The 25972-nt window shown below is 59.2% G+C and carries 20 protein-coding genes and 3 pseudogenes; 5 read left to right on the top strand and 18 right to left on the bottom strand.

Going from position 1 to position 25972, the window contains the following annotated elements:
* The first annotated feature begins 20 nt into the window (after positions 1-20).
* Both XH83_RS36590 and XH83_RS36585 read left to right on the top strand, forming a co-directional pair.
* The gene (locus tag XH83_RS36590; RefSeq protein ID WP_232995577.1) at positions 21-1034 is read left to right on the top strand and encodes an SIR2 family protein; all 1014 of its coding nucleotides are present in this window, start codon (positions 21-23) and stop codon (positions 1032-1034) included.
* Entirely contained in the window at positions 1031-3124 is a 2094-nt protein-coding gene (locus tag XH83_RS36585) for an ATP-binding protein (protein ID WP_128929580.1), read from the top strand. Before XH83_RS36590 ends, XH83_RS36585 begins: the two co-directional genes overlap by 4 nt.
* A gap of 579 nt (positions 3125-3703) precedes the next feature.
* Here XH83_RS36585 and XH83_RS36580 read toward each other — a convergent pair.
* From XH83_RS36580 to XH83_RS40005, 6 genes are all read right to left on the bottom strand, one after another.
* Positions 3704-5260: a hypothetical protein gene (locus XH83_RS36580; RefSeq protein WP_128929581.1), complete on the bottom strand. Its 1557-nt coding sequence runs from the start codon at positions 5258-5260 to the stop codon at positions 3704-3706.
* Between the two features lie 15 nt (positions 5261-5275).
* Positions 5276-6046 carry a DNA-binding transcriptional regulator gene (locus tag XH83_RS36575; protein ID WP_128929582.1) on the bottom strand — a complete coding sequence of 257 codons (771 nt, stop codon included), beginning with the start codon at positions 6044-6046 and terminating at the stop codon, positions 5276-5278.
* A gap of 1150 nt (positions 6047-7196) precedes the next feature.
* Positions 7197-8018, bottom strand: coding sequence for a hypothetical protein (locus tag XH83_RS36570; protein WP_232995578.1), 822 nt, complete (start codon positions 8016-8018; stop codon positions 7197-7199).
* 276 nt (positions 8019-8294) lie between these two features.
* Positions 8295-9224 carry a relaxase/mobilization nuclease domain-containing protein gene (locus tag XH83_RS36565; RefSeq protein ID WP_232995579.1) on the bottom strand — a complete coding sequence of 310 codons (930 nt, stop codon included), beginning with the start codon at positions 9222-9224 and terminating at the stop codon, positions 8295-8297.
* Positions 9225-9367: 143 nt separating this feature from the next.
* Positions 9368-9886 (bottom strand): plasmid mobilization relaxosome protein MobC, encoded by a 519-nt coding sequence (mobC, locus tag XH83_RS40505; RefSeq protein WP_128929583.1) that lies wholly within the window; start codon positions 9884-9886, stop codon positions 9368-9370.
* 424 nt (positions 9887-10310) lie between these two features.
* A complete protein-coding gene (locus XH83_RS40005; RefSeq protein ID WP_232995580.1) occupies positions 10311-10472 on the bottom strand; it encodes a hypothetical protein in 162 nt (53 codons plus the stop codon).
* Between the two features lie 334 nt (positions 10473-10806).
* Between XH83_RS40005 and XH83_RS36550 the strand changes: the two are divergent.
* Positions 10807-11502: pseudogene (locus tag XH83_RS36550) on the top strand (transposase); the annotation flags it as partial.
* A 113-nt stretch (positions 11503-11615) separates the two neighbouring features.
* On the opposite strand, the gene XH83_RS36545 reads toward XH83_RS36550, so the two are convergent.
* Positions 11616-12821 (bottom strand): sulfotransferase, encoded by a 1206-nt coding sequence (locus XH83_RS36545; protein ID WP_276575773.1) that lies wholly within the window; start codon positions 12819-12821, stop codon positions 11616-11618.
* An 898-nt stretch (positions 12822-13719) separates the two neighbouring features.
* Between XH83_RS36545 and XH83_RS40000 the strand changes: the two are divergent.
* Positions 13720-13940, top strand: a pseudogene (locus tag XH83_RS40000) (helix-turn-helix transcriptional regulator); the annotation flags it as partial.
* A 200-nt stretch (positions 13941-14140) separates the two neighbouring features.
* Here the strand turns inward: XH83_RS40000 and XH83_RS36540 are convergent.
* The 9 genes and pseudogenes from XH83_RS36540 to XH83_RS36500 all read right to left on the bottom strand — a co-directional run bounded on the left by XH83_RS36540 (position 14141) and on the right by XH83_RS36500 (position 21130).
* Positions 14141-15124, bottom strand: a complete 984-nt coding sequence (locus XH83_RS36540) for a hypothetical protein (RefSeq protein WP_128929584.1) — start codon at positions 15122-15124, stop codon at positions 14141-14143.
* A 245-nt stretch (positions 15125-15369) separates the two neighbouring features.
* Entirely contained in the window at positions 15370-15795 is a 426-nt protein-coding gene (locus tag XH83_RS36535; RefSeq protein ID WP_371746380.1) for a WGR domain-containing protein, read from the bottom strand.
* Between the two features lie 35 nt (positions 15796-15830).
* Entirely contained in the window at positions 15831-16196 is a 366-nt protein-coding gene (locus XH83_RS40500) for a hypothetical protein (RefSeq protein WP_128929585.1), read from the bottom strand.
* Positions 16197-16279: 83 nt separating this feature from the next.
* Complete coding sequence (locus XH83_RS36525; protein WP_128929586.1) at positions 16280-16954, bottom strand: hypothetical protein; 675 nt, start codon at positions 16952-16954, stop codon at positions 16280-16282.
* 123 nt (positions 16955-17077) lie between these two features.
* Entirely contained in the window at positions 17078-17632 is a 555-nt protein-coding gene (locus tag XH83_RS36520; protein WP_128929587.1) for a 3'-5' exonuclease, read from the bottom strand.
* Entirely contained in the window at positions 17629-18795 is a 1167-nt protein-coding gene (locus tag XH83_RS36515; protein ID WP_128929588.1) for a hypothetical protein, read from the bottom strand. Before XH83_RS36515 ends, XH83_RS36520 begins: the two co-directional genes overlap by 4 nt.
* Positions 18795-19691: an ATP-binding protein gene (locus tag XH83_RS36510; protein ID WP_128929589.1), complete on the bottom strand. Its 897-nt coding sequence runs from the start codon at positions 19689-19691 to the stop codon at positions 18795-18797. The genes XH83_RS36515 and XH83_RS36510 overlap by 1 nt, the downstream gene beginning before the upstream one ends.
* Complete coding sequence (locus XH83_RS36505; protein WP_128929590.1) at positions 19688-20188, bottom strand: hypothetical protein; 501 nt, start codon at positions 20186-20188, stop codon at positions 19688-19690. Before XH83_RS36505 ends, XH83_RS36510 begins: the two co-directional genes overlap by 4 nt.
* Before the next feature lie 2 nt (positions 20189-20190).
* Positions 20191-21130: pseudogene (locus XH83_RS36500) on the bottom strand (CBASS oligonucleotide cyclase).
* Positions 21131-21342: 212 nt separating this feature from the next.
* Between XH83_RS36500 and XH83_RS36495 the strand changes: the two are divergent.
* The gene (locus XH83_RS36495; protein ID WP_128929591.1) at positions 21343-22407 is read left to right on the top strand and encodes an XRE family transcriptional regulator; all 1065 of its coding nucleotides are present in this window, start codon (positions 21343-21345) and stop codon (positions 22405-22407) included.
* Positions 22408-24202: 1795 nt separating this feature from the next.
* Here the strand turns inward: XH83_RS36495 and XH83_RS36490 are convergent.
* Both XH83_RS36490 and XH83_RS36485 read right to left on the bottom strand, forming a co-directional pair.
* Positions 24203-25123, bottom strand: a complete 921-nt coding sequence (locus XH83_RS36490) for a nucleotidyl transferase AbiEii/AbiGii toxin family protein (RefSeq protein ID WP_128929592.1) — start codon at positions 25121-25123, stop codon at positions 24203-24205.
* Positions 25110-25907, bottom strand: a complete 798-nt coding sequence (locus tag XH83_RS36485; protein ID WP_128929593.1) for a type IV toxin-antitoxin system AbiEi family antitoxin — start codon at positions 25905-25907, stop codon at positions 25110-25112. Before XH83_RS36485 ends, XH83_RS36490 begins: the two co-directional genes overlap by 14 nt.
* Between the last annotated feature and the right edge of the window lie 65 nt (positions 25908-25972).

Here is a 25972-nt window from a genome sequence, read left to right as displayed (position 1 = left end):
CGACCGCAAGCGCCAAAAAGATGGGTCGCGGTCAAGCTAACATCGAAGATCAGTTGCGTAGCGCCATTGCTGTGCTCGATGGTCTTGACATCATCGATAAGGGGTCGGCGCAAGGTGTTCGCGACGACATTAACTCCGCAATCGCGACATTCCTAACCTCACTGCTTGCTACCGAGCGAGGTATTTTCGAAGCAAACAGTGCATCAGCACTGGCGACGGTGCAGTCATTTCTGCTCAGCTTCGTCAGCCGCGCCGCTTCACGCGAGCGTTTACATATCTTCACGACCAACTACGACCGGTTGATCGAACATGGCTGCGATCAAGCGGGGCTACGGATCATTGATCGCTTTGTGGGGAGCTTGCGTCCACTGTTCCGCAACACTCGGATCGAGCTCGATTATCATTACAACCCACCCGGGATCCGCGGTGAGCCGCGCTTTATGGAAGGCGTCGTCCGTCTGACCAAGCTCCACGGCAGCCTTGATTGGCGCTTCGACCCCATCGCGCATCGGATCTATCGGTCAGAGACACCATTTGGTGCCGACGACGATCATCCGAGCTTACCAGATTCTCCAGTTGATACCGTGATGATCTATCCTAATCCGGCTAAGGACGTGGAGACCACCCAATATCCTTATGCGGAGCTATTCCGTGATTTCGCCTCGGCAACTTGCAGACCCAACTCGGTGGTGGTGACCTACGGCTACGGGTTCGGTGATGACCACATCAACCGTGTTCTGCTCGATATGCTGTCGGTTCCGTCCGCACACCTCGTGATCATCGCCTTTGAACTAGACGATCGCATCAAGGGATTTCTCAATCAAACTCGTCCTGCACAAGTCAGCCTCCTCGCCGGCAACCATTTCGGAAGCCTCCAGCACCTCGTCGACGATTATCTGCCAAAGCCCGCGCTCGATTACATCACCGGGCGTATGTCTGACTTGCTGAAGAACCGCGCTTTCGCAGATGCCGCTGCGGGCCTGGCGCCAGCCGAACCGAGTCAGCCGCCAGCGGGCTCTGGAGGAGGAACGTGAGCTCCCCGATCGAACGGCTCGCTGAACTGGTCATCGGCACGGTCGAGTCGATCTCCTCGGATGAGATCCGTGTGCTGCTCGATCTCGATGCGCCACAGGCTACTGCGCTCAACACCGGCACACCGATGAGCTTCCCAAGGCTCAATAGTTACGTGCTGATACCGAATGAGGCTGGTGCTACCGTCGCCTACGTCACGTGGATCGGGATTGAACGATCGCCGTACCCCAAACGGTCGGGGCTTAAGGATTTCGGCCTGATCGATCTGCCATTCCCTCTGCGGAAGATGTCGCTCACTCCGATCGGCACCCTGTCTGTCGCTCGAAACCGACGCGAGGGAAGCAGTATGTTCGAATTGAGTCGAGGAATCGTTGCGTTCCCTTCGGTAGGCGATCAGATACCAATCCCAACGCCGGAACAAATCACAGCTATCGTCGGAGCAAAGGACAAGGACCGCCGCGTTCGCATCGGCTCGTCACCGCTGGCTGCAGATACCTCAATTATGGTCGATCCCGATAAGATCTTCGGGCGGCACGTCGCCGTACTCGGCAACACCGGTAGTGGAAAATCCTGCTCCGTCGCTGGGCTGATCCGCTGGTCACTCGATGCGGCGCAGGCCGCTCTTGAGAATGGCACAGAACAGCCGAATGCGCGGTTTATTATTCTTGATCCTAATGGGGAGTACGCCAAAGCATTTGCAGATAGGGGCGGAAATATCCGCCTGTTTCGTGTCCCGCCCATCGACCTCAACAGGGGTGAACGCGCGCTCCGTCTGCCGGCCTGGCTCTGGAACGGTCACGAGTGGACCGCGGTATCGTTCGCACGACCCGGAGCGCAGCGGCCCCTGCTGCTCCAAGCGCTTCGTGAACTAAAGAACGGGCAGCTGGCGGGGACGCCTCGCCAAACTATCGTCAGGCGGCATTTGTATTCCTATCGCATCATGATCGCCGCTATGTTGGCCGAAGGTGCCGCGACCTACGCTGGCAGCGCAAGCAATCGGCGGCGCTGCGGCGAACTGCTAGACAACATTGCATCAGACTGCAGCAATATGACGGAATCCGTTGATGGTGAGCACAAGACAGCTCTGGAAGAGATAAGCAGCATTATCGAAACTATCGCTAATTCCCGTCGGTCAGGAGACTGGTTCAACTCCTTCTCAGTACAGGACATGGAAGCGGTGCGGAGGTCACTGCAGAGCTTCGTAGATCTGGTAGAGGATGCTTTCGCCATCGCGCATCTTACGGAAGATGCACCGATACCATTCGACGTACACATGCTGCCAGAGCACCTTGAGAGGATAGCAGCGACGGAGGGAGGTGCGTTGGCCGGATTCATCAGCACGCTCGGCATGCGCATCCGCGGCATGATGTCGGACCCGAGACTCGGTCAAGTGATTGGAAGTGACCCGGCGATCACCTTCGATGCCTGGCTTGACGCGTTCGTGGGCAGCAACGCCTCGGCCAACGGACAGGTCGCAATCGTTGACCTTTCGTTGGTGCCTTCAGAAATAATCCACGTAGTCGTTGCGGTTCTGGGACGGCTGACGTTTGAGGCATTGCAGCGCTACCGACGGCTTCATCCTGATGGCAAACCTCTGCCCACGACCTTGGTTCTAGAGGAAGCACACAACTTTGTTCGGCGAGGCGCCAACGAAGATGGGCCGGCAGAAAACCCGACCCAGCTCTGTCGCGAGACGTTCGAAAAGATCGCGCGCGAAGGTCGCAAGTTTGGTCTTGGATTGATGCTATCGTCACAACGCCCATCGGAGCTCTCGCCCACGATCCTTGCACAGTGCAATACTTTCCTACTGCACCGGATCGTAAACGACCTCGATCAGGCGCTAGTTGGACGTCTCGTTCCCGACAATGTGGCGGGCTTGCTAAAGGAGCTACCTAGCCTACCATCCCGTCAGGCAATTTTGCTGGGATGGGCCACGCCGATTCCTTTGCTCGTGGAGATGGATGAACTTGCCGAGGCACATCGGCCGCAATCGTCAGACCCAGATTTCTGGGACGTTTGGATCGGCAAGAACCCACGTCCGATCGATTGGCCCACCCTCGTCGGCGATTGGACCGGCAGTGCGCAGAATTGAACAGACTGCGCTCCTCGATCAGACGTTTCCATGACTGCCGCACGCCTTATGAGTCCGACGGGAGAAAACAAGGTGAGCTGGTGATCTCATTGCTCAATGGCTTGCAGGACGAGACGGAGAGCGAGGTCGAGTTCGTCGAATCCGCTATTGTCATTCGGCGTCACAATTGATCCCTTCAGCATCCAATTTTGCATGCCGAATGACAGCTTGCCCGCTAAGTTGAGTGGCGTAAGTCGGCCGGCGTCAGCAGGCGATGAGATCGCTTCGACGGAAACACTGATCCGGCAGCAAGTGCCCGAGCATTGCTAACTGCGTTTCGTGTTGCGGGGACTTCGTGCTGAGCACAGACGAGGCTAGGGCCGAGATCGATCGGATCGACACCATTGCAATCAACTGGCGCCAAGTTTTTGAGGATGAGGGTGTCGACGAAATCGAAAGAATAGCACCTGCCTTCCCAATAGCAGACTGCTTTCCCCGCAAGCTCGTCTCCAGCCTTAGAGAGCTCAGCCGACTTTGCCGGCTGCGCTGGCCTTGCTTTTTACGGTCGTACTTCCACCGTTGTGACTGATAAGCACTTCTCTACGAGATGGAGAGCATGACCTTATCCCAGTTAGAGAATCCCTCCGCGAAAAAGGCCGGTCTTTTCGACCCCCGATCCTTATTCGATCGTTCAACTGCGCTCTCGACAAAGTCAGACGTATCGGCATTCAATGCCCGCACCACCTCTGATACAATATGGGGCCGACCACCGATGAGCGTGACCTCCGGCTCCGAGCGGCTCGATGATACAATCGGAAGTTCGATAAGCGCCGTATAGCACGACCCAAAACATTCGAGCGAAAAAGGCGTCAACAAAGCATCGTCAGAAGTCAGTTGAATTTCGTCAGGCCAATGGTTGAAGATGATATTGACGCCTGGCGTTGATGCTACGGCAAGAAATTCGATGTGAGTATCAACCCAATCGACGAAGTCGGCAAATTTAAAGCGGCGCGCTGTCTGCCGACCTGCCCGAACCATCGCCGATACAATCCTACGAAGAACTGGCGCGGCCGGAATCCAATGCGCAAATGGCCCTTCGCCTGGTGCCATTTCCAACTTGAGCTCTTTTCCCTTGAAACGGAGCGTTATCGATTTCTGCGGCCTGGCCAGTATGACGCCAATCTCGATGATGGCGACCGCCTCCTCCAGGTCGACAATTCGTTCACCGTCATAGTTGAGCGTTAGGTTCGCCTCCGCCTTCGGAAAGTCGATCAAAAATTCAAGGAAGTTGTTTGCAAGTCGCACCGGCCCGAGCTTTCCATCGAATATCGGAGTGACGAACATCTCGAGCTCTACCGAGGTCCACTCGCCTGCTTCCGAAGAAAGTTCAACCGTGGTTGACATCGATGACGATACGTTTAGCTCCAGCACCGCTTCCCGAAACTCATCGCGATCATTGTCGAGCGGAATTCCGAACCGGCGTCGCTCAATCGTCAGGTCCGTCACCTTAAGCGTGCGAGGGCCACCCAAAAAGAGCTGACCGATCTTTTCGCCCGCATTTTCTCCTGGAACGAAAAATCGACCGACAATGGATCTGTTATCAAAACCGCAAGTCTTGCGGTAGTCGACCTTCCCTGCAATATAATCGGCAGGTGCCCCTCCGAGCATTCCGTTTAAAGCCTTTGCCAGCCCTTCTCCTGCTGGAGACAATTCTACCGCACGATCGAGTGGCACAAGAATCGTGATTCTGTGAATGTTCCGCTTTCCTTTGGCTTCCTCGCTGCGAACCCGCTTGAGGGTGTCGTAGATCATTTTTTGATCGACCGGGACGAGGAGAGTGCGAATCGGCGTCCGCCCGTCTTTGACGAAAAACATGACGACGATCGCCGCCGGCAGGTCAGCATCAACGAGATGCTTGAGCGCCGACAGCTTGATCCTCGGCGGCTGAGATCCTTCTGTCGCTTTCACTTGGATCAAGAATTTCGGAAGATCGTTCTGGGAATCAAGCGGACGCTCTTTCATCCGCAAAGGCTCGCCTTCAAGGAGGTAGTCCCAGCCGAGACGGTCTGCCTGTGATTTCTGGGCACGAAACCCTTCCGGTTCACACCAACCGATGAACACATTCTCACCTCGCGCGCCAAGATCTGGAACGCTCACTGAATTCTTCATATTTTAGACCATAGCCTTAGCTACTGCTGAAACCAGATCGATAGTCGGGAAGAACCCGAGTTCGTGGAGTTGATGCAGTAATTCCTCAAATTGAAGGTGATTGGCGCTGCCCTTGGCGGCAAGCTTCGCCAGTTCATCGATTTTGCCGGCGAGTAATTCGATGTCCCGCTGGCGGCGTTTGGAGTCCGCAGGCGACAGCCGCTGCGGGCCATCGACAACAAACGCGGCCGAATGTTTTCGGACGTACTCCGCGACGTTGTCCAGCGCAATTTCGCTTTCGCCGGCCTTTGAAAAAGCCATGCTGATGCTGTACGCGGCATCTTCAAGGTACGGCCTGTCCCGCACGAGGTCCGGCGAGCTGTCTTTGCGGCGGTACCCGCTGAGAGAGAAGCTTCCGTTTTGCAGGTTGTAAAACCCGATCTCAAAAGGACCGAACGTCGCAACGCCTTTAGCGATATTGACCGACCATGGATTTTGCGGCCCGCCGCGAGCTTCGACCGCTTTGATCAGCCCGCTCACCTCTCGCGCATGAAGTCGCGCACGCTCGAGCTGAGCTTGGTCGTTCTCGAATATGGAAATGGCGTCCGGCTTCCAAGCCAAGTGCCGCGCGTGGAGTTGGTGCCAGGCACGCAGAGCGGCTTGGGCCGGACCGGGAATTTCCTCGCCTTCCATCCATCTTCGAAGCGTTCGCGTCGAAACTCCCAACAGTTGCGCAGCCTCGGCCAGGTCGAGGCCCAGAAATGTCAAAATTTCAGTCAGCTCAATACTTGTCATTATGTAAAATCCGTTTTGATAATTTGTCCTTCGTATTTTGACAATATGTCAGAAAAAAGAACCTGCTTTGTCCCCCTCCCCTTCCGCGGGAGTGTCGTCCCGACGCGCGAGTTGGCGAATGCCGTCACCAAAACAGATTGAAAAATGGACCGCCGCTACTCGGTCGTCGTCATCGCATTCCGTCGGTTCAGACGCAGATTTACCGCAAGAGTATTGGGATTCAATCCTGGCTGACGCGAGCGTCGGAACGAGTCCAGGCGTGCCAATTCAGCAGCGACGGCTATCGGAGATCCCTCGTCACGTTTTGCGGGTGACCTGCCAGCGCTGCAGTCGAATCGTTGAGATCCGAAAAGGCAGATGCGGTCGGGTCTTTCGATCAGCATGCAGTCTGGAAGGACGTCGGGCAGAAGTCGGCCGATCGGACATGTCAGAATCGTAGCGCGCGCTACGAGGAGGATGGCTGCTGGCTATCTTTCAAGAGCTCCTAAAGGATCCGCTCGCGATCGGTTTGTTACTCAATGGCGCTTAACCACCATCCAACACCCCTGTCCGGTGGCGATCGCAACGCTCTAAAGAAGGAGCTGGGCAAACGACTCCTTGAAATCGACGGGCAGGGCCAACCCGAAGGGGTAGGTCGTCGGAAAAGATCGGGGATGAAGGAGCCTTAACAAGCGGGACACGGATCGGGCTAACGACTTCACGCCGCCCGAAAAGCGGCCGGCTTCGAGTCCAGTTGAGAGGCCGCTGCCCGCTTTGGTGGCATCTGGCCCCTATCGAGCCCACGAGACGCGGCTTCCCGAAGTCTATCTTGTTGAGACGCTAGGCTGTCAGCCGGCGACCGCCGTCGTGCTGATCGTGTCGCCACGGTGGCGAGACTTGCCTGCCGATCGCCTGCAGATCATCCATCCAGGCAGCCGTTTGGTCCTCGACACCGGTAGCACACATCTCCTGCCCGGCGCCTACTATGTCGCTCTCCGTACTGGCACATCATCGCCACCGAGGAAACTCACTTTTCGCCGGCATCATCAGTCTGATCCCGACAGCCGCCTTCACAGGCATCCCGCAGTCGGGGCGCGCAGCACGCAAAGGCGTAGAGAGAGCGAAGCGTCTCCTTCTTGGCACTGTCGTGCAGCCCGCACCTCGTTCGTAATCAAAGCCTAAAGCTGCCGCGATCCGCATAACCTTTGGGCCGAATATCCAGCGCGGCGATCAGGTCCAGGCGCTGCTTCCGACAACCAAACTCGGGGTGATCTCCCACCTGGAGCCACGCTCCGTCACGGCGCTCAAGCCATCCGGATGCAAACACCTCGCCCGCCAGGAAACCGCCATTTGCCGTTCGGACCCAGCGTTCGCCGTCGATCGCAGGCCACAGAGCAACGTGGATTGATAGCTCGTCCCAATCCGCGTCGTGAACGCTGGCAATCGCCGCAATATCCTCGATCATGAATCGGTACGTTCGACCATCGTCCCCGTACCTCGGATCCAGCAGCGGCCAGCTGTTTTCTCCTGCACGCGGCGTAAACAATCCCTGGTCGATGCCAGCATTGATCCCGGCGACCATCACATTGCGCCAGGCCCGCCGCCTGCGGGACCCGTCGTATTTCACCTTGGTTACCCCCTTGGACGCGGTCGGAATCACGTCCGCACCCTCGTAGTTGAGGCGATCGAAGGAGAATCCGCGGAGGTCTTCGTCCGATGTCGGAACACCCGTCATCGCCGCGAGCCGGCTCAGGAACGGCAATTCCTCGAGCAATGCAAAGTCCGGATGCACCGGTGCACGCTCCAACATGCGGGCTCGCAGCGCTGCATGACTTGCAAAGCCGCATGCGGCTGCGATCGCCTCGGTCAGATGGGATGATTTGTAGTTCGGATAGCCCTGCCTAACCGCACGCTTCACGGACGTGAGCGCAGATTCAGTCAAAGGGATAGCGGTCAAAGGATCCACCTGTTCATATCGGCGGCCGATGTCCACAGATTACGCACCGACCTGGATATGACGGTCGATCCAAGGATTTGAAATAGTGCCCACTTTGACCCTGTGGCAGGTCCGGCGAGACGGCCGATTCGAAGAATGCACGATCTATCAGCCAGCTTTCAAGGACCTAGGCGCCTCAGGGCAGCCGCTCCATAGGGGTGTAACTTCCCGTTGACGGCTCCAATGCTGTTCGCGCGCTCGAGGAACATGACAAGCCGCCAGTGCACATCTACGTGCCAACCGATGAAACGGTTGGCGGAGCGCGCGGGCGCCTTACCTCGTCCGCTCATCGTCTCGCTTGTGACCGCGCAACTCGGCATCGATTCCCTGCTCTGCCTTGCGGCGACGGCTATTGGTGAGCTCCGAAAGCTCATTCTTTAGTGCATGCCGCCGGGTTTCAACGGCGGGCATGTCGTTCACGAATTGCCTAACCTGGCGCGCGAGCGCGTGATCTGCCGCCGCTCCAGAATGCTGCAGCTCGGCTGCGTAATCGAGATATCGCCGCCGGATCGCATCCTGACGTGACTTGATCTGCTCGTCCCAAGGACGTTTTGCAGTCGTGCCGCCCCTCACCTCCGAAAGCACCTCTTTCCGGGCGAGCCGGTCGACATCAGGTACGATTTTTCGCTTGCGCATAGCGAGCACCGCCCCGCGATCGGCCTTTTGAACTCGCCCGCGGGTTCGCCGCGGCGTTGCCTCGGCCGCTATCCCGCGAAGCCGGAGTTCGCCAGCAAATCGCTCCCGCCAAGCCTGCAGATCTGCCTTCCGAGGGTTGAGACGCTTGCCGTCGTGGCCCAGGGACCGGACGGTCAAGTGCACGTGGGGATGTTTGTCGTCGAGGTGCTGGACGAAGACATAGTCATGATTGTCCCCGAACGTTTCGATGGCAAATGCCCGGGCTGAATCCTTGACGGCGACGGCATCGGTGCCAGCCGGCATCGACAGAATGATGTTGATCGAAAGCGACCCATCACGGCGGCGCTTGTCGTCAAGGCCGGCATCATCCTCCCAGCGTTGCTGTAGGTCTTTCAATCCGGAACGACCGGCCAGACTCGCGCCCTGCTCTGTTTCCGCATCGAGCTCGCCGTTTCGCGTGATATACGCAAGGTGCGACTTGAGATGCGCCACGTCCTTGGTGCGGCCGGTGATCTTGACCATCACCTCTGGCGCTCGGCGCACGATCCGTTCGAGCTTCGCGCGCATAGCCGGCGTCAGGCGACTAGGAACCGCCGGATCGGGGATATCCCACTCGGCCCGCCGCGGGCGCCGATTGGGCGTTTCCCAAACATATGAGATCGGCGGAAGCTCGGAGGCCAGGTCTGCCGGCCGCGGCTTATGGCGCCGACTCATCGCCGCCCATCCCAATAATCCGCGTTGCCGTGCAGCGCATTGCGTAGTTGCGCGAGCTCTTTTTCGATGACCAACTGGGCCTCTTGAATTGCGGACAGATCGGGCTCGACCGCCCTGCCCTGCAGCACACTGGCGTTCGCTGCGCGCGCGATCTGATTGATGTTGCCGCCGATCTGGTTGAGCTCGCGAACAATCGCGCGGAGCGCCTCGTGCTCGCCTGGAGAATGCTGCACCGGTGATCCCAACCGCGAGCGCACCAATGCAACGATCCAGCCGGTTCGGGTCATGCCGCGCTGATGTGACACTTCCGCGAGCTGCCGCATCTCGCTCTCGCGAAATCGCACCGTCACCTTCTCCGGTCGCCCGACAGGCAGCACGGAGATGCGCGGCACTGGTTCAGCAAGTGCCTCAGCAATGAGACGCCGCAAGAGCGCGGATTTGCCGCCCTGGGTCGCTGCCAAAGCTGAGAACTCCGCAGCGACTTCGTCAGAGACGCGAAGCGAGATCAGAGCCATGCACTCCAATCCCAATCGCGATCTAATACATCGCTGGCGCGAAGCCTATCCTGCACTAGAAAAAGCGAATCCTTCCACTCCCTCCGTGTTGGTTCGAACCAACAGGCTCGGCATTCAAAGCTCGGGATTTGCTGCAGGTGAGATCCAACCCAGCCGACGATCGATGCGCAGAATTCCTCCGGGAATGGCGCCGCCGTCAGCCCCGGTGCTCTTATTCCACGAACGCCGCGCGTGGAGACCGGCAACATTGGCACCGGGTATGTGGACCGCGGCTTACCAGCAGCCTCCGGCCTCTCTACGGCGCTGTGGGGGGCGCGTTCGGCCTCCGGCTGCTGCGCTAACGCGCCATCCTTCGGATGGGAAATCCGCTCCGCCGGCATGCCAAGCGCAGCGGTCTTTCTGAGGAGACAGTCGAAGGCCAGCTTCATGCGAAAATGATCTCTTCGATGGTGATGGTCGATGCCGGCACCTCTTCCACTTCTTCTGCGCCATCGACCAACAGCACGGCATGGCGTGAGCCTTGAGACGCGAGCCGATCGACGAGAAGACAGCCCGCGCGATCTTGGTGGCGCACTCTGATCGTCACTGACGAACTCATTCGCTCATTTCGATGGACGGAAGACCTGGAGCTCTTCTCCGCGGCCGCCGTTACACGGTCTCTCTCTATGGGTCGCAATGCTACTTGCGGTGCGATCGGGCCTCGCGCCGATTGAGCTCCAGCGGCACCTTCGCTATCAGCATGGGAGCCCCCAACTCCGCTACGAATTTTGCGAGCCAGCTGGCGGGCGTGGGCGTCGGTGAAGCTCTCCTGTGCTGCACATATGGTCTCGACGGCGTTGGGCTGCTCACGCCAAGCCTGGTAGAGTTCATACACTGCACGGATTGACGAGCCCGCAAGCTTCGACCGGAGAAATTCCGGCATACCAGGCGGCGGGATCGCTCCTGATGGAAGCTGGGTTCATTGTCGCCCCGGCTTCTTCCTTCCCGTTCGCGTGCTATCACGATTGCATCGTCGGCTATTCCTGGAGCGCCTGCAGGCGGCGTTCGATGGCACCAAGCTCCAGTTGTTCGGCCATCTCGCGCACCTCGTCGAGCCAGCGGCATTCGCCCGCCATCTAAACGCCCTCCGCAAGGTCGAGTGGGTCGTCTACGCCAAGCGTCCCTTCGGCGGACCAGAACAGGTTCTGACTTATCTCGGGCGCTACACTCATCGCGTTGCGATCGCCAACGGCCGGCTTCTTACCTGTGAGCAGGGCCACGTCCGCTTCCGGTGGAAAGATTATCGCGCCGGGAACAAATCCAAAGTAATGACGCTCGACACTGAGGAGTTCCTTCGTCACTTTCTGCTTCACATATTGCCGAAGGGGTTCCGCCGCATCCGTCATTTTGGTTTCCTGGCGAACGCCTGCCGCGCCGCCAAACTCGCGCGCATCCGAGCGGCACTTGAAGCCCCGCAGCCACCTCCGCCTGCCGAAGCTGTCGACTATCGTGAGCGCTGCGCCATCCTCCTTGGTCACCGCCTCGACGTGTGCCCCATCTGCGGAGGCCGCATGGTCGAGATTGGGCCTGCGCCGCGTGCGCCGCCGCGACGCGCACCTCGCTGCGATACATCATGACCGACTACCTCGACTTATTCGCTCCCACTGCACGTCAAGCGACGCAGCAGCGCGCGCGGGAGGGACCTGTGGGCCGGTGGGGCGATCGGGCGCGCGGTGGTCACGCGTTTGTCCTATCGTCGGCCCGCCGGCGCAAGCTGTCGCCTCACCTCCGAGGACACGACCGCCGTGAGCTCCTCGTTCAACTGCGCCGCGATTGAATTTGCCACCCGCAGATTCTCTTCCTTCTTAGTGGCGGCCAGACGTTGCGCTTGCTGAAACACTGAGGCTGCGAAAGCAACCGCGGCGTGTTCCTCCGCTTGCCCACCACTATTATTGAGTTCGGCGGGGAGCTCGAACGATCCTCCCGTCTTGCCGTCCAGAAAATCCCAGCAGGTCCGAAATAAGTGGCGATAGCCTTGGGTTGCTTCCGGCCCCCTATCGACGACGCCGGCTTGCTTTGCGTACTGAAAATCCCGCTCATAACCGAGCTCTGTCAAGAGCTTCGCCCCAACCAGGTCGGTCACGACTTGCATCTCTTCGATGCTCAAGTCAGTTTGCCAAGCCTCCACTGAGCGGTCATCGACGGCCTTTCGCTCCAGGATCTTGCGATCTCCGAAAGTGCTGGAGCGGAGATAGTCCGTCTGCCCCCCCGGCGCCGATCCCGTCTCGGTCGGAGTGTAACCGAGGCCGGCAAGCACGCGCCGAATTTCGTCATCGGGGTGCGCCACAAGGGTCTCATAGTGGACCACCTGCGTCTGAGGTCGACTGCGGTATGCTGCTAGCGCAGGCAGGCCCAGGACAAGATCTGCGAGAGAAGATGCGATCGCGGGCGTGGGCTGGCCCAACGCGATATCGGCGAGACACGATGCGATGGCGGGCGGGGAACTTGCGGCCAGCAGAGGGACGCCCCATGTCGTCTTCAGTGATGCGGCGATGGCGTAGGGGTTACGCATGAGAACGAGACGCGGTGCTTCCGGATAAAGGGAATCCAAAAAGTCGAGCACCGTCCAATAGCGCGGCGTCTTGTCTATGAGAGTGCGTTTGCCTGCAGCAGCTAAATACTGGCAATAAGCTGCATCGGAAAAAGCGCGGGTAACGATCATCCGATCTATTCGCCCCAAGAACTGCGAGGTTGCGCTTTGAACCAATGATGCGCCGGCTGGGTGGCGGTGGTCGACTTTACCGAAGGCCTCAAGTGCCAACATGAGCCACGGTTCAGGCGGAGCCAAAATATCCGGGTGCCGCTGCAGCAAATGCGCTAGCAGCGTCGTCCCCGAGCGGGGAAGACCGAGCAAAAAGCACACCGCAGGCGCATGGCTTACATCGCGGTTCATCATTCAACAGCCTATCTTGGACAGACCGAGCGTCCGTCTTAAAACCTTCGTCCGGTAGAAAGAGACAACACCAGCAATGGCAATCCAGATAGGGTCAACCATCCCTATCCTCAGATGACGTGACATCCGCGAGGATGACATCATGCCGCGACAACATTCGATGGCCCTTGTGGCAGCTTTGGCTTGTTCGCTGCATGAGCGCCTACTGCGCGCTTCGGATGGACGCGCGCCATCTCCGATTGGCAATGCGTACGTAGATTGCCCGTTGTTCAGGTTTGTTGCAGATAGACCGTAACTCTCATCGATCCCATTCGTAGCGGAAATGGAAGACGACCCTATCCCTGTTTCGCATGATCTGGGTGCCATGAATTCAATCCATTTAGCCAGCCACAGCACCGCACCTGAGATCGGCTGCGCCCAGCTCCTTTCGGGGCCGGAGCCTCCAAGCATCGCCCCGCCGCGCGGAGCTAAGCCATATTGAGACCATCAGAAAAGCTATACCGTGGTTTATCGGAAATAAGCGGCAAAGCGACCGCGGAAGCCCGTCGCTTCGAGCCGCCACGATGCCATTCCCTCGCCAGCCAAAGAAGACGGTAGCTCATCTCGATGTCTAAGTGCGCCATCTGAACCCAATATCCGCCATTCGTAGGATCGGCAAAACTCAATAGTTTTGATGGAGCACATCCATACCGTGGATTGATGGCTTAACCGGCCAACGGCCTCTGCATCCAAAGAGACACGGCCGTGCTCTGCCTGTCATCTCGCAAGGAACAGAGCAGGGGTGCCGAAATCATTCCCGCATCTTCGGCATCCCCTTAAGCGCTCTTCTACTCCACACCATCATGCTCGTCGGCACGCGATCAGCCGCGCGAGCCCTCCAGAAGAGCAGGGAGCATCTCAAATGCCAGACCACCGCCGGCTGCCGCCGCGATACTTGCGGAGCCCCGAAGCGGCACGCTTTCTCGGCCTGTCCGCCGAACTTTGGAAAAGCATCGCACATACGGTACGGGGCCGACTTATCGCAAGCTCGGTGGGCTCGAAAACCTCGAAGCCTTGGTGGACCGCGGAGCCAAGAAATCGACCAGCGATCCCGGCACAGGAACGGTCTTGCTCGCAAAGCGGCAAATACCGCATTCCTTATGTGTCGCGCGCCATGGAAAACTGCCCCCCATATTGCCTCAGATGACAATGTTACCGAAGTCACCCTGGTGTCTTCTGGATCGACTGCCGCGAGTCGGAGCAAGCCGCTCGCGAAGCTCGCCCCCCAGAGCGCCGTAGCGAGCGAGCGGCTTGCGGTGCTTCAGCGAAAGAACCTGTCAGGATTAAATACGAAGGCGCGAAGCTTGGACCGATAGTGTGATCTCTGTGTTGCTGATGAGCTGTCGAGCGGCCTTTGATCGCCAATTCTTCACCAATCGCTGCACCGTGCGCCGCTGATGGCCGCTGAACCGACCGGGCGCATGCGCTTCCAGCAGGGAGAGAAGATCGACCGCAGACAAGTGCGGAGCTGCGGCGAGCCATTCCTCGATGATGGGAATGTATGGGTCGAGCATCGATGGCCGACGTGGCACAGGCTTGCGCCGCACATAGCGACGCCGATGAATGCCTCGCTGCTCACCCTGTTTCCAACCATCGCCGAGCTCTCGGGCAAAGGCCGCCAAATCACTGTGCCCCTGCGCGACAGTCATCGCTGACTTTCCAGCCCGTTGATCGACACGCTTACCCAACTCATTCTGAGCGTCCCGCATCTGTGCCAGCAATGCCACAGGATCAAGCGTCCGGTAAATCTCCCGCAGCCGACCTTTGAATGCCTCATTGAGCCTCGGGTGGACCAATGCTTTTTCGTACGGCGTAGCGGGAGGAAGATAGCACTTGATCATCTTGGCACCTTCGCGGTGCTTCTCCTTCAGCTTAAACGAGGGCTGGAAGAAATTGATGTATAGCCGGGCCGCCGCAAACAGGCGAACCAATGAACGGGCGGCATCAATGCCTTCAAACCGCCCGTAGCCCACCAGGCGGCGAACGATAGCTCCGTTCTTTTGTTCAACGAATGCCTGATCGTTCTTCTTGTAGGCCCTGGAACGAGTGACTTCGACATCGTGAGAACGGCACCACGACACGACCGTGTCGTTCATGAAGGCGCTGTCGTTGTCAAAATCGAGCCCCCGAACGGGCCAGGGAAATAGGTTCTGCGCGCTCGAGAGCTTCGACCACAAGAGCTGCTTCACGCACAACAAGCGGAAAGCATTCGGTCCACCCGCTGATCTGATCTCGCGCTTTGCGCGCATGCTGATCTTCCCTGCCATACCTGCCACCGAACTGATTCGGCAGCTCCGCCCCAGACACGGCAGAGAAGTTGTCCGGTAACATTTTTAGTGAGGCAATGCGGGGGGTCAGTTCCGGATGGCGGGAGCCGGTGACCATGTCGAATGACACATGCTCTGCTTGTGGGCAACAGCGCGGTCGACTCGATCTGTTTCACTCATTCCCGGCGATCTGGCGCCGCACGGATCCACGCCTCGCTTGAATAGCAACTGATGGAGCATTTCTATTATGGAGTTCGGTTGATCTCTCCTACTGAAACCATGACACTATTTAAATTCGCATAATTAATTATGGAATACTTTCGCAATTCTTGGAATATGGTCGAGTATGATCTCGGATTACTTTGATATACTTCCACTGACATTTTGTCCAGATCAGCCGACTTGTGGCGTGTCGCACGCCGGCTCCGAGCCCGGAAAGTGCCGCTGGACGTAACCGCGACGGGCGTTGCGCCTGAGCCAGGACTCAAGAGCCTCGACGGCTTGAACAGATCGAGTCGCCGTCGACCGCGCCCACCGAGACGGCCCCATTCGCGCACCAATGCCGTATCGCCAAAGAGCGTCGGCTCAATCGTGAGCACATAGAACCGCGCCATGTTACGGGCCGGATCGCGACGCTCGAGCACGAGATATTGCACGGTGAGTTCGGACATGCGCCAGAATCGCAGCCGCCGAATCGACCGTCCAATTAAATAAATGAATCGATCAGCGCCAACGATTCAAAAATTTCATGCTGACAACGAGACAGGTCGCGGCGAGGCTCGCGATGGGCGACTGAGCTGAGGCGCGCTCCGGCCTCGCTGGGTGGCAGCGTCTCCCCTGGAGAAGCCGTCTGAACAAGTTGCCATCGCATGGCCGCCAGGTAAATGGAGGGTTTCCTCCTCCGACCCCATGCGTTGCGCAAGACTTTCTCGACTTGCGCGACGAGCTTCGCCCTGTGCTCGGCAGGCAGTTTGTCCAGATTGATCTGCTTCCAGCGTATAGCCGGCAGGTCCGCCGCGCCAGGGACGCCCAGCAGGCTCCAATCCGGCTCGCCGCGCTTGAGGTCCGCCATCACGGCGAATGCGCAGGAGACATCGATATATTCTTCTCAACGGCTGCCTTCTCTGGATCCCAAACTAGAATCCAACACTGACCTTATCGGAATGCTTTGCGAGCTACCTTTTCAAGGTCTGCGGCCGCACTTGACGACCAGCCGTTCCGCTGAGCCCATCGGCGGACCTCAACTGGATCAAACGAATGCCCTTCCTGACGCAGCTGCGCGATTGTGCGCTCTGCGTGTTTCTTGTCTGAGGGATGATTGAGACCCGTACCCAAATTGACGGCTTGGGTCAGGCTCTGCAGCGCCTCCTCCACGGGCTCGGGCAAACTAACGGTCGGTGCCGGTGCAGTAGTGGCTCCTACGATCTGAGCTCCCCATGTCGCTCGCCAGTTTTTGCCGTCGGTATCGTTCCAAGGAAGGTAGACGATCGCTTGCGCGCCGATCGCATCGTCCAGCTTGTTCATGTCTTTGTCCGAGATGTGGCCGCCGATCAGCAGCCCATCTGACCAACTCCCCCGGGAGGTCTGCGCACTTTCCAACTTCATCTGAACGCCCTGCGCCACCAGAACGGGTTGCCCCTTGACGAGCGCCTTTACGACGTTCGGTCCGAGGAATTCGGCCACGATGGTCCGATCGAAGCCGCCCTTCTGCGGCACCACCAACGTCACGCTGGAGATATTCCTTTCCTTGCAAATTTCGAGGACGCTCTTGAAAGCGAGCCGGACCTGGTCCGGCGACCGCTCAACGACATATCGCGCGACTGATGCCACCTATTGTTCCCCTTTAATAGAAAAGCGACCGATCAAACGTAGTTGCTTTGCAAAAAGTTGCATCGCGAATGCGAGTGGTCCTTCGACAATGAGCGAGCGTCGCTTCATGTCTCCCGCCATGCTCTACCGATTTCCCAAGAGCTTGGTTCGAATGAGACTGAATAACTCGGCCTGATACTGCGCATCATGCAGGGCCTGATGATCGCCCTTCAACCGAGGCGACAGGCGCTCCGTCATTTTGCTCGATCGCGTATCGGCCCAATCGCACCCCGTCGCACCCATGAAAAGCGCCTTGATGTCCAAAGCCGTGAACCCGAATGGATTATCGCCCGTGAACCGATGGAAATAATAATTTACGAATGACCAATCGAACGGCGCGTTGAGCCCGACGAAGACGACCGAGCCGTCTTTTTCAACAAGCGCGTCGAGCCACTGCGCGAAGGCCCGCATCGCCTCCGCCGGTTCGAGCCCGTTCTTGGCAAGCTCATCCAGCGACAGGCCGGAAACCTGCAGGGCTTTCGGATCGGCATTGCGATTGATCGGCTTCAATTCGCAGGAGAAGGTCTTTGCCGGATCGTTGACAACGCAGGCGCCGATCGACAGAAGGCTGTACTCACCGGGGATCGGCCCGGCGGTTTCAACGTCGACTGAGACGAACACTTCGGTTTTACGCCTCATGAGATCAATGGCTCCGCCGGCACGAGCGAGGGTCGCGTGCGGATCGCCTGCCAATGTTCGCGGAAGGCGCGCCGGCGATCCTCGGCCGCGCCGCTGTTCTTCCAATGCAGGCCAGAGAGCGTGGTGATGTCAAACGGCAGGTCCGAGCCCTCACGCGCCGTCACCATAGTAGGCAGCCCGCGACCCAGAGCATATCCCAGCTCGAGGAAACAATTCGATCGTCCGCCGGTAATGTCGGCGATCACGACGGCGCTGCGGTGCAACTTGGCGAAGATTTCCTGATCGATACGGGCATGGTCGTGGGCTTGCCGGCCGTCGATGACGACGAGCCGGTAGCCAAGCTCGTTCTCGATCACCGGCTGCACGACGGTGTCGAAAAAGTCCTGCACGTCGGCATAGTCCGGCAGCGCCGGATTCAGCAGCCGCACCGCGAAGGCCTTTGGTCTTTCCAGGGACTCGAGCAGGTCGACGAGGACCGCGACGCGATCGGGGATGGACTGGCGCGGCGGAAACCGGATCTTGTTGAGCCAGTCATGGGCGTCGCCGTCATCCGCAACCTGGAACAGGCGGCGGGTTTGGCTGCTAGTCAATCCGAAGCTGTAGAGCCGGCGAGCGCCCGCCGTTTCCGGCGACACGGGAAGATTGAGGGGAATGATCGGCTTTCCGGCATCGTGGTAGAGATTTGCGAGGTAGAGGACCCCTTCCGTCCCCCCGAGCGCGACAAGAATATCGCCGAAGCGGGCCTGGGCTTCCATGCGCTTGCTGGCCATGTTCCAGTGCGCGGCGTTCTCGATCTTGACCATTGGCGAGCTGCGCAGCTCGTCCCATAGGTCGGCATACTCAGCCGGGACCTGATCTTCGCTCTTGTGGTGCTGCACGGCGACCGCGAGCGGGCCCGGAACATTCGCCGGGCGTGACGCGAGGCTCTCCCTGAGCGTCTTCCAGATCAGCCAGTCGAAGCAGATCGGAAGCCCGTCGGATTTGCGCAGAGGTTCAGCGTCGACAGGCACGACGAAATTCGCACCGCGACGGGCCAATTCCTTGACCAGCGCAGCAACGAGCTCGCGGGCCTGATTGACGTCGGCGGTCGAGGCGATGGCAAGGTCTTCGACGATGCTGCCGGCAATGTGGATGCGCCGGCCGAACAGAGGGGAGCGCGCCATCAGCGATCCTCCATCACCGGCGACGCGGTGATCGCCGCGGCGGCGAGCTTGAGTTGATCGAAGCGCAGTGGCCCGCTCGGGAAGGCCTTTGCCAGCGCGGCCGGATAGAGCCTCGTCCTGATATCCGAATAGGTCCAGGACGGCTTGCCTGCCCGCGCTCCGGTGGCTTCGACGAGCTGCGATAGCTGAATGGGCGTCAGAGACAACCCGGCCAGATCCATCGTGAGCAATTGGCGGCGCTCGTCGTCCGTTGGACGGCGGAACTCCTCGATGATGGCGGCGCGGCGGCACAAGGCAGGATCCAGGACCGACAGCCGGTTGGTGCACAGGATCACCACGATCCGGCCGCCGTACTGGCGCAGGTCATCGACGCCCTGAATGAGCGTGTTCACCGCTACCTTGTCTTCGTGGTGGCTGTGCTCCTGGGCGCGCGAGGCGGCGAGGCTGTCGCCTTCGTCGATGATCAGGACCGCGCGGCGGTGCTTGCCGGCCGATTGAATGACCTTCTTGAAGGCTTCCGCGATCAATGTTCCCATCTCGCCGACCATGCCGCTGCCGCGGACGCGGTTACTCAGCTTGAACAGGATCGAATCTTCGCTTCTGGCCTCGATTACCAACTTGTTGGCGATGCACTCCGCTGTTGCGGTCTTGCCGGTGCCGACATCGCCGTGAAAGATCACCAGCGGATACTGCTCGGCGACGAGATCGCAGATCGGAAGGCTCTTGCCGTGATTCTTGTGGCTCCAGCCCGCCAGCTCGCGGACATTCAGCAGCAGACGAAGCTGATCGTGGACCCGCGCATATCGGGTATCGAACCCCAGAAGGGTCTTCTCGCGTTTGGCCAGCGTATCGCTGGGCAGCGGCGTCTCGCTGTCGAAGATGCTGGGTTGACTCACGAGGCCCAATCCTTGCGCTGCATGCCATAGGCATTGCTGACATAGTTGCGGCCGCCAGCCGACGAGAGAGCGGCATGGCTGGTATCGTCGTAGCAGGTCACCCAACCGATCTTAAGCTTACCTTTCGTGGCTTCGCGTGCGGCACTGGTGTAGTCGTCGGTGTAGCTCAGCACGACACGAAGCTTGGCCCCTGCGACCTTCGGCCAAAGAACGCCGCCGGGCCGGCTCGTAGACAGCGAGCCGGCGTCGGTATCGACTTCGAACCTGACGGCCTTGATCTCGACCCCACTGCTGATCAGCGTGACGTCGACCCATTTGAGGTAGCCGTCCTTGGCCAGGACCTCGATGTCATGGGCGTAGTTGCGAGCCTCCTCCGGAGTCCAGCAGCCGGTGCTGTCCGCGATCATCACGAGATCGGCGTTGACGCGCCGAACGACGTTCTCGATGTCGACGTAGGTGTAGGTCGCGCTCGCGCTTCTGACCTGGGTCATGCTCATCTTCAGTCCTCCGTCTTGAATCGAGGGCCGAAGATCTCCTTCCAGACCTCATTGTCGTTCTCGGCCGATGCAAAATTGGACGTCTCCCAGGCCTCCTGGGCGGCGGCGACGATCTGTTTCCGCTCGTCCTCGGAAATCCGGCTGGTCACGTTGTTGAGGCTGTAGACCGGATCGAGAATGACCACCGGATCGCAGAACGTCGTGAATGGCGCGACATTCTCGGGAAACTTGATCTCTTCCTTCAACTGCGACTGCGCGACGTAGAGGAGGAAATTGCGAAAGCGCTGTTCGATGCTTGCACCGTTGCCCTGCTTGGCGAGGACATGCGCCATGATCAGCTCGATGGCGAAGGACTTCAGCGGCTTCAGTTCCGCCTGGTTGCGCCACTTCTTGGCCATGCGCACCAAGGTGCGGAAATCCGCGTCCTGGTCCTTGCGATCGCGGACGAACTTGATCTGGCAAGGCGCGCAGGTCTGCGTCTTCGTGCCGTCGTGAATGTCGAACTGCCAACCGTAGCCGGCGCGGTTCTCGTCTTCGATGACCGGCACGATATCAACGCTGAGGCCCGTGCCCACGAAGGTGACGGTCGCCGCCTTGCGCTGGATCTCAAAATCCTCGACCGACTTGTTCGGATACTGCTTGATCAGCAGCGCGTAGATCGTGTCGTTCAGGCTATCCAGCGTCTCCTTGCTGACGTCTCGGCCAGAAATGTAAAAAACGACATCGACATCGACCGGATCGACAGCGGTCTTCCGCAGAATCGTGTATTTGGCGAAGGCCGGCCTTCACGACCTTAGTGATCTTGATCTCGGTCTTGTCGCGAACGGTCTTGCGGAGTTCATCGATCAAGCGATCGACCTGCTCGTGGTATTCCTTGCGCTTGTCGGCAGGCAGGCGCAGCACGTTGCTGTCGTAGTACCGCAGTTGAGTATTGTTCAACATCGCTGCTCGATTCCTGCTGGTCGGTTTCGCCGGCGGCTGGCGCAAAAGTACGCCACAGTGGAACTTGTCCGACCCAGACCGGTTTACAAATCCGGGACAATGGAGCGGTATGCGGGCCATATAGGCTCAATTTTCCGCGCATCAAGGGTTTTTGGTTTACAAATTTGTGCCCATATCGTACTTCTGTAAACTGAGACGCAAAGGAGGCCCAGATGATCGGACACAAGCTTAAGGTCGCACGGTCGGCCTCGGGCCTGTCGTTGCGTGGCCTCGCTGACGCCATGGATGGCATCGTATCGGCCCAAGCCATTGGCAAATATGAGAGAAACGAGGATATGCCGAGCTCGCGGGTGCTGATCGCCTTGGCGGCGACGCTCCACGTGACGGAGGATTACCTGCTCAGCGAGGACGAACTTGCCCTTGAGGGCGTCGAGTTCCGCAAGAAGGCGGGCACGTCGTTCCGGGAAGAAGCCGCCCTCGAAGCCCGCGCGATTCACATGCTGGAGCGCTATCTCGCGATCGAGGACCTGCTCCAGATGCGCAGCATCGATTGGGAGCAGCCACGCAGCGCACCACATCCGGTGGCCGATGTCCGGGACGCCGAAGATGCGGCTCGCTCTGTCCGCGAAGACTGGGGTTTGGGAAACGATCCCATCCCGCAGCTCGCCGAGCTTCTGGAGGAGCGCGGGATCAAGATCCTGTCGCTCGATCTCGACGATATCGACGGGCTTGCCGCCAAGGTGCGACGCAAGGACCGCAACGCTGCGCGAGTAATCGTCATCAAGCAAAGCACGTGGTCGGAGCGGAAGCGCTTCAATCTCGCCCATGAGCTCGGTCATATGGTGCTGGCCCCATCCCCCGGCGTCGATGAGGAAAAGGCGGCGCATCGGTTTGCCGGCGCCTTCCTGATGCCGGCCGACGTCCTTCGGGCCGAAGTTGGGGTCAGCCGATCGTCGATCAGTCTTGGCGAGCTGGTCGCGCTCAAGAAGCGTTTTGGCGTCAGCATCCAGGCCATCGCCTATCGCTGCAAGGATCTCGGCATCATCAGCCAGTCCGCTTTTGGCCGGCTGTTCAAGATCTTCGCGGAACGGGGATGGCGGACGGCGCCCTATGAAGAGCCAGGCCGGATGAAGCCTGAACTCGAGGAGCCGAAGCGCTTCGAGAGGCTTTGCTATCGTGCGCTGGCCGAACGAGTCATCGGCGAAGCCCGGGCCGCTGAACTGCTGGGAATAACGGTTCGCGAACTGGACGCTCGTCTGGATCAAGTTGCGGCGTAAGCACCTTGGCGGTCCTCGTTTCCGATACCTCGGTTTTGATCGATCTGGAGCGAGGCGCCTTGCTCGAGGACCTGTTTCGTCTCCCTTTTGAGTTTGCGGTCCCCGACCTGCTCTTTGTTCGAGAGCTGGCCGGGGACCTGGGCGATCGCCTTACTGCGCTCGGCCTACGGGTCGAAGAGCTGTCCCCGGCAGAATTGACCCGCGCGACGACAGTCCGCGGCAACGCGCTCATCTCTCCACGCCGGACACGTTCGCGTTTGCCATCGCGGAGGCCCGCCAATGGACGCTTCTGACCGGCGACGGAGGGCTGCGCGAGTTGGCGACCTCGGTCGGGCTGCAAATGCACGGCGTGCTATGGATTTTCGACCAGCTCGCCGACGGCAACCACTGCGAACTGAGCCGACTGCACGCGGGTTTAACTGCCATTTCCAGGCATCCTCGCTGCCGGCTTCCAACGACGGAAGTTCGGCGACGACTGACCCGGTTCGGCGCGTGAACGATCCACCACGCCCCCCCCCGAAGACGACCGCGAAAGCGCCGAGCTCACGCCAGAGGTCGTATCCATACCCCCTGCCCGCCGGGACGGTCTCTGGACCATCGAAACCGGCGGCGCAAAGTCAATAGGCGCAAAATCCCTCGACGCTCGGCCTAGGTCCCGAGGAGGTTGGACCATTCTCCTTCATCAAGAGGAAGAAGTTTCATTTTGCCATCAAGCCCGACATGCAACTCAGACCAAGGGCTGCTGTCGCCCTGGCGCGCCAGCTGTCGACGAGGGAGTTTTAGGTCGATGGCGCGATAGACTCTCGCACTTCAATGCTAACGAAGGGCAACATCGTTCCTGGCGAACGCGAACCTCATAGGCGGCTCGCCGCTTTCTATCGGTCGTAGTGTTTGCCGCCGGTGCTGATTTGATAAAGGGTCGCCGAATAAGGAAGACGCAGGAGAATGGGACCTTCCTTCGTGACCTTGCCGAGGACGGCAGCCTGGCACAGGAGGCTGACACCACCCATTGTTCGGTCGCAAAAGGCGTCCGCGCTGTCGATAAAGTTCAGCTTTGTAAGGCGAGCTATGACGACGGTCCGCCCCTCGGGTAACGCGCCAATAGGCTGGACAACAAAGATGGTGATGAACTGCGCGCCAATGATGAGCGCTAGAAGGAGCGCACCAATACCGAGTCAGGCTTTCACCCTCCCCTCCGTCTACCTTGAATAATCTATTTCGGCATACTCGGCGCCGACCCGGGTCGCCATGATCAGGCTTCTCACCCGAGGTGGCGAATCCGGCTTGCAACATCGACGCGCGTTCAGCGGATAGGCGCATCGCGCGCCTTTTCTCGAGCAAGCTACGATCGGCAAAGACGATGTGGGCAAATCTCGCCAAGCCTGCCTCGCGCATCTTCTTGCCGCCAGAGGCGGTGATAAAGACGAGAACGATATTGCGGTTCATGCCCTCAATGCGCAAATCCGACAAACACAACAGCGAGCATTTCTGAGCGTCTGCTGTTGGAATAGGTGGTAGCCATTTTGGCGGCCGCGTGTCGTATGGTGGAGACCATCATACCTCTAGCCACGGCGGGACTTACATCGGCGGCTCGGGCTCTTCTCATAAAGGCGGCTCCTACCGAAATCCAAGCACCGGAAACGTGTACGGCACGCATAGGTAGGCGCGTCCACTGTTCGATAGGCGGCTGAGCTGAAGCCCGCAAGCTCTGGGCTCGCTGGGTGGCGGGCGTACCCCAAAAATTCTCTCAACAAGTTGCTACGAGCGTGCTCGACTGAGATCCCCTCCTCCGACCTCAGGCATTGCGCAAGACCTTCTCGAGCTGCGCGACGAGCGTCGCCCTGTGCTCGGCAGGAAGCTTGTCCAGATTGATCTGCTTCCAGCGCACCGCCGGCAGGTCCGCTGCGTCAGGGACGCCTAGCAGGTTCCAATCCGGCTCGCCGCGCTTGAATCCCATGAGGAAGTCCTTGCGAGCTTGCCGCATTTTTCCCGCGATTTCGGCGATCAGCGTTTCCCGGGTTTTGAGCAACTCGTCCAGGGTCACTTCATCGGCGGTCATGCCCTCAAAGCCGTGCGTGAATTCGTGCTGGATGTCCTTGCGACGAGGAACCACGACCTCGGAGATCGGCCGGTCATGGCTGATGAGGTAGACAATGAACGCTTTGCGGAGATCGTCCGTGATGCCTTCGTTGGCGAGCAGATCGCGGACATCGAAGAGGTCGCGCGGATGCTGCCGGTCGAGCGCCGCGACAAGCTTGCCGGCGTATAGATCGGCGAACGAAACGACTTTCATCTGCGCGAAGCCGAACGTCTCTTCGACGCTCGGCGACACGTCGCGCAGCTCCGGCTCGAAGACGCAGCCCCTGATCACCGGCGTGATCTCGATCTTGATCTGCGCGTCGCCTTTCTGGACGGTCAGCTTGGTGACGATCTTTTCACGGGGATTGACGACTTCCGTCAGCCGCGCGCCCGGCAATCCTTTCCTTATGGCCTCTGTCATGCGCTTCATCGCCGCATCTATCGCCGCAAGAGATTCGGGACGCGGAGCCACCGGCAGATATGTCAGGTCGATATCGACCGATAGGCGCGGCATATCTCGGTGGAAGAGATTGATGGCGGTGCCACCCTTGAGCGCAAAATCGGGCTCCGCCGCGACGAACGGGATCGTCTCGATCAACAAGGCCACTTGATGCCGATATTTTTCAGACAGGGGCATTGAGGTCGTCTGGGATGGTTATGAGGTATTTGGTGTCGAGTTTGCCGCCCTTGACGAGCATGCGCTTTCCCGTGCCGAGATTGACTTTCGACTTGTCGATCTGTTTGAGCCAAGCGTGCTGATGTCGCTCCGCGAACCAGAAAAACAATCGTTTGACCTTGACGCTTTTGCAGTCGTTCAGAAGCATTTGCAGCCGCCGGGGGCTCAGGCTCCTCAAGCCTTCCGCCAGTGCATCGACGTGATGGAAGCTTTCGTGGCGGGGCAATTCGTCGAGCAGTTCGAGAAACGCGCGTTCGGGCGTCGATACCGTGAGAGGCCAGTCGAATGGTCCCGGTATTTCCCGCGTTGTCCCCGACTCTGATGTGGGCAGGCTCCCGTGCGTTTTGAACAGGCTTTGCGTGCGGTGAACGCGGAATTTCTGTTTGAGCGGAAGTTTGCCGAGCCAGCCGGGAGCAGACCGCGTTCCGTATAGATGTATGGTCGAAGGACCCGTCTGGCTCAGGTAGTGGCCGAAGCCTTGCACTTCGATGGCGGTGCGTCCGCCAACGACGAAGTCGGAGCCGAGCAATCGCTGGAGTGACACGACGGCGCCCTGCCAGGAGAGTTCACCGAGCGGGCGCTTGAAGGTTCCCCGCGCCGGCTGAACGAGCCAGCCGGCCGATACGTATTGGCTGCGCAAGCTGGTGGAATATCCATGTCGTTCCATCCAGGCGGCATCGACCAGAAGTCCCTGCGGAAGGGTCCTTTCGAGCCTGTTTAGCTTTCTGTCCTTTTGCTCAGCCATACTAAGTAAACTAGCGCATATTCAAACTATATCCAAGGTTTAAGTTCTATCCATTTCCCATGGCC

It is taken from the genome of Bradyrhizobium sp. CCBAU 53351, assembly GCF_015291745.1.
Classification (GTDB): domain Bacteria; phylum Pseudomonadota; class Alphaproteobacteria; order Rhizobiales; family Xanthobacteraceae; genus Bradyrhizobium.
Note: the sequence above shows the minus strand (reverse complement) of the source record. Positions and strands in the feature narration are given on the sequence as shown.

Bases quoted from the DNA above. Each gene is read 5' to 3' on its own strand.
- XH83_RS36545 (WP_276575773.1), bottom strand. From the start codon at position 12,821: ATGATGAACCGCGATGTAAGCCATGCGCCTGCGGTGTGCTTTTTGCTC.
- XH83_RS36515 (WP_128929588.1), bottom strand. From the start codon at position 18,795: ATGGCGCGCTCCCCTCTGTTCGGCCGGCGCATCCACATTGCCGGCAGC.
- XH83_RS36565 (WP_232995579.1), bottom strand. From the start codon at position 9,224: ATGCGCGCGAAGCTCGAACGGATCGTGCGCCGAGCGCCAGAGGTGATG.
- XH83_RS36505 (WP_128929590.1), bottom strand. From the start codon at position 20,188: ATGAGCATGACCCAGGTCAGAAGCGCGAGCGCGACCTACACCTACGTC.
- XH83_RS40500 (WP_128929585.1), bottom strand. From the start codon at position 16,196: ATGGCGGACCTCAAGCGCGGCGAGCCGGATTGGAGCCTGCTGGGCGTC.
- mobC (WP_128929583.1), bottom strand. From the start codon at position 9,886: ATGGCTCTGATCTCGCTTCGCGTCTCTGACGAAGTCGCTGCGGAGTTC.
- XH83_RS36575 (WP_128929582.1), bottom strand. From the start codon at position 6,046: ATGACAAGTATTGAGCTGACTGAAATTTTGACATTTCTGGGCCTCGAC.
- XH83_RS36535 (WP_371746380.1), bottom strand. From the start codon at position 15,795: ATGTCCGAACTCACCGTGCAATATCTCGTGCTCGAGCGTCGCGATCCG.
- XH83_RS36490 (WP_128929592.1), bottom strand. From the start codon at position 25,123: ATGCCCCTGTCTGAAAAATATCGGCATCAAGTGGCCTTGTTGATCGAG.
- XH83_RS36485 (WP_128929593.1), bottom strand. From the start codon at position 25,907: ATGGCTGAGCAAAAGGACAGAAAGCTAAACAGGCTCGAAAGGACCCTT.
- XH83_RS36520 (WP_128929587.1), bottom strand. From the start codon at position 17,632: ATGAGGCGTAAAACCGAAGTGTTCGTCTCAGTCGACGTTGAAACCGCC.
- XH83_RS36540 (WP_128929584.1), bottom strand. From the start codon at position 15,124: ATGGCAGGGAAGATCAGCATGCGCGCAAAGCGCGAGATCAGATCAGCG.
- XH83_RS36495 (WP_128929591.1), top strand. From the start codon at position 21,343: ATGATCGGACACAAGCTTAAGGTCGCACGGTCGGCCTCGGGCCTGTCG.
- XH83_RS36590 (WP_232995577.1), top strand. From the start codon at position 21: ATGGGTCGCGGTCAAGCTAACATCGAAGATCAGTTGCGTAGCGCCATT.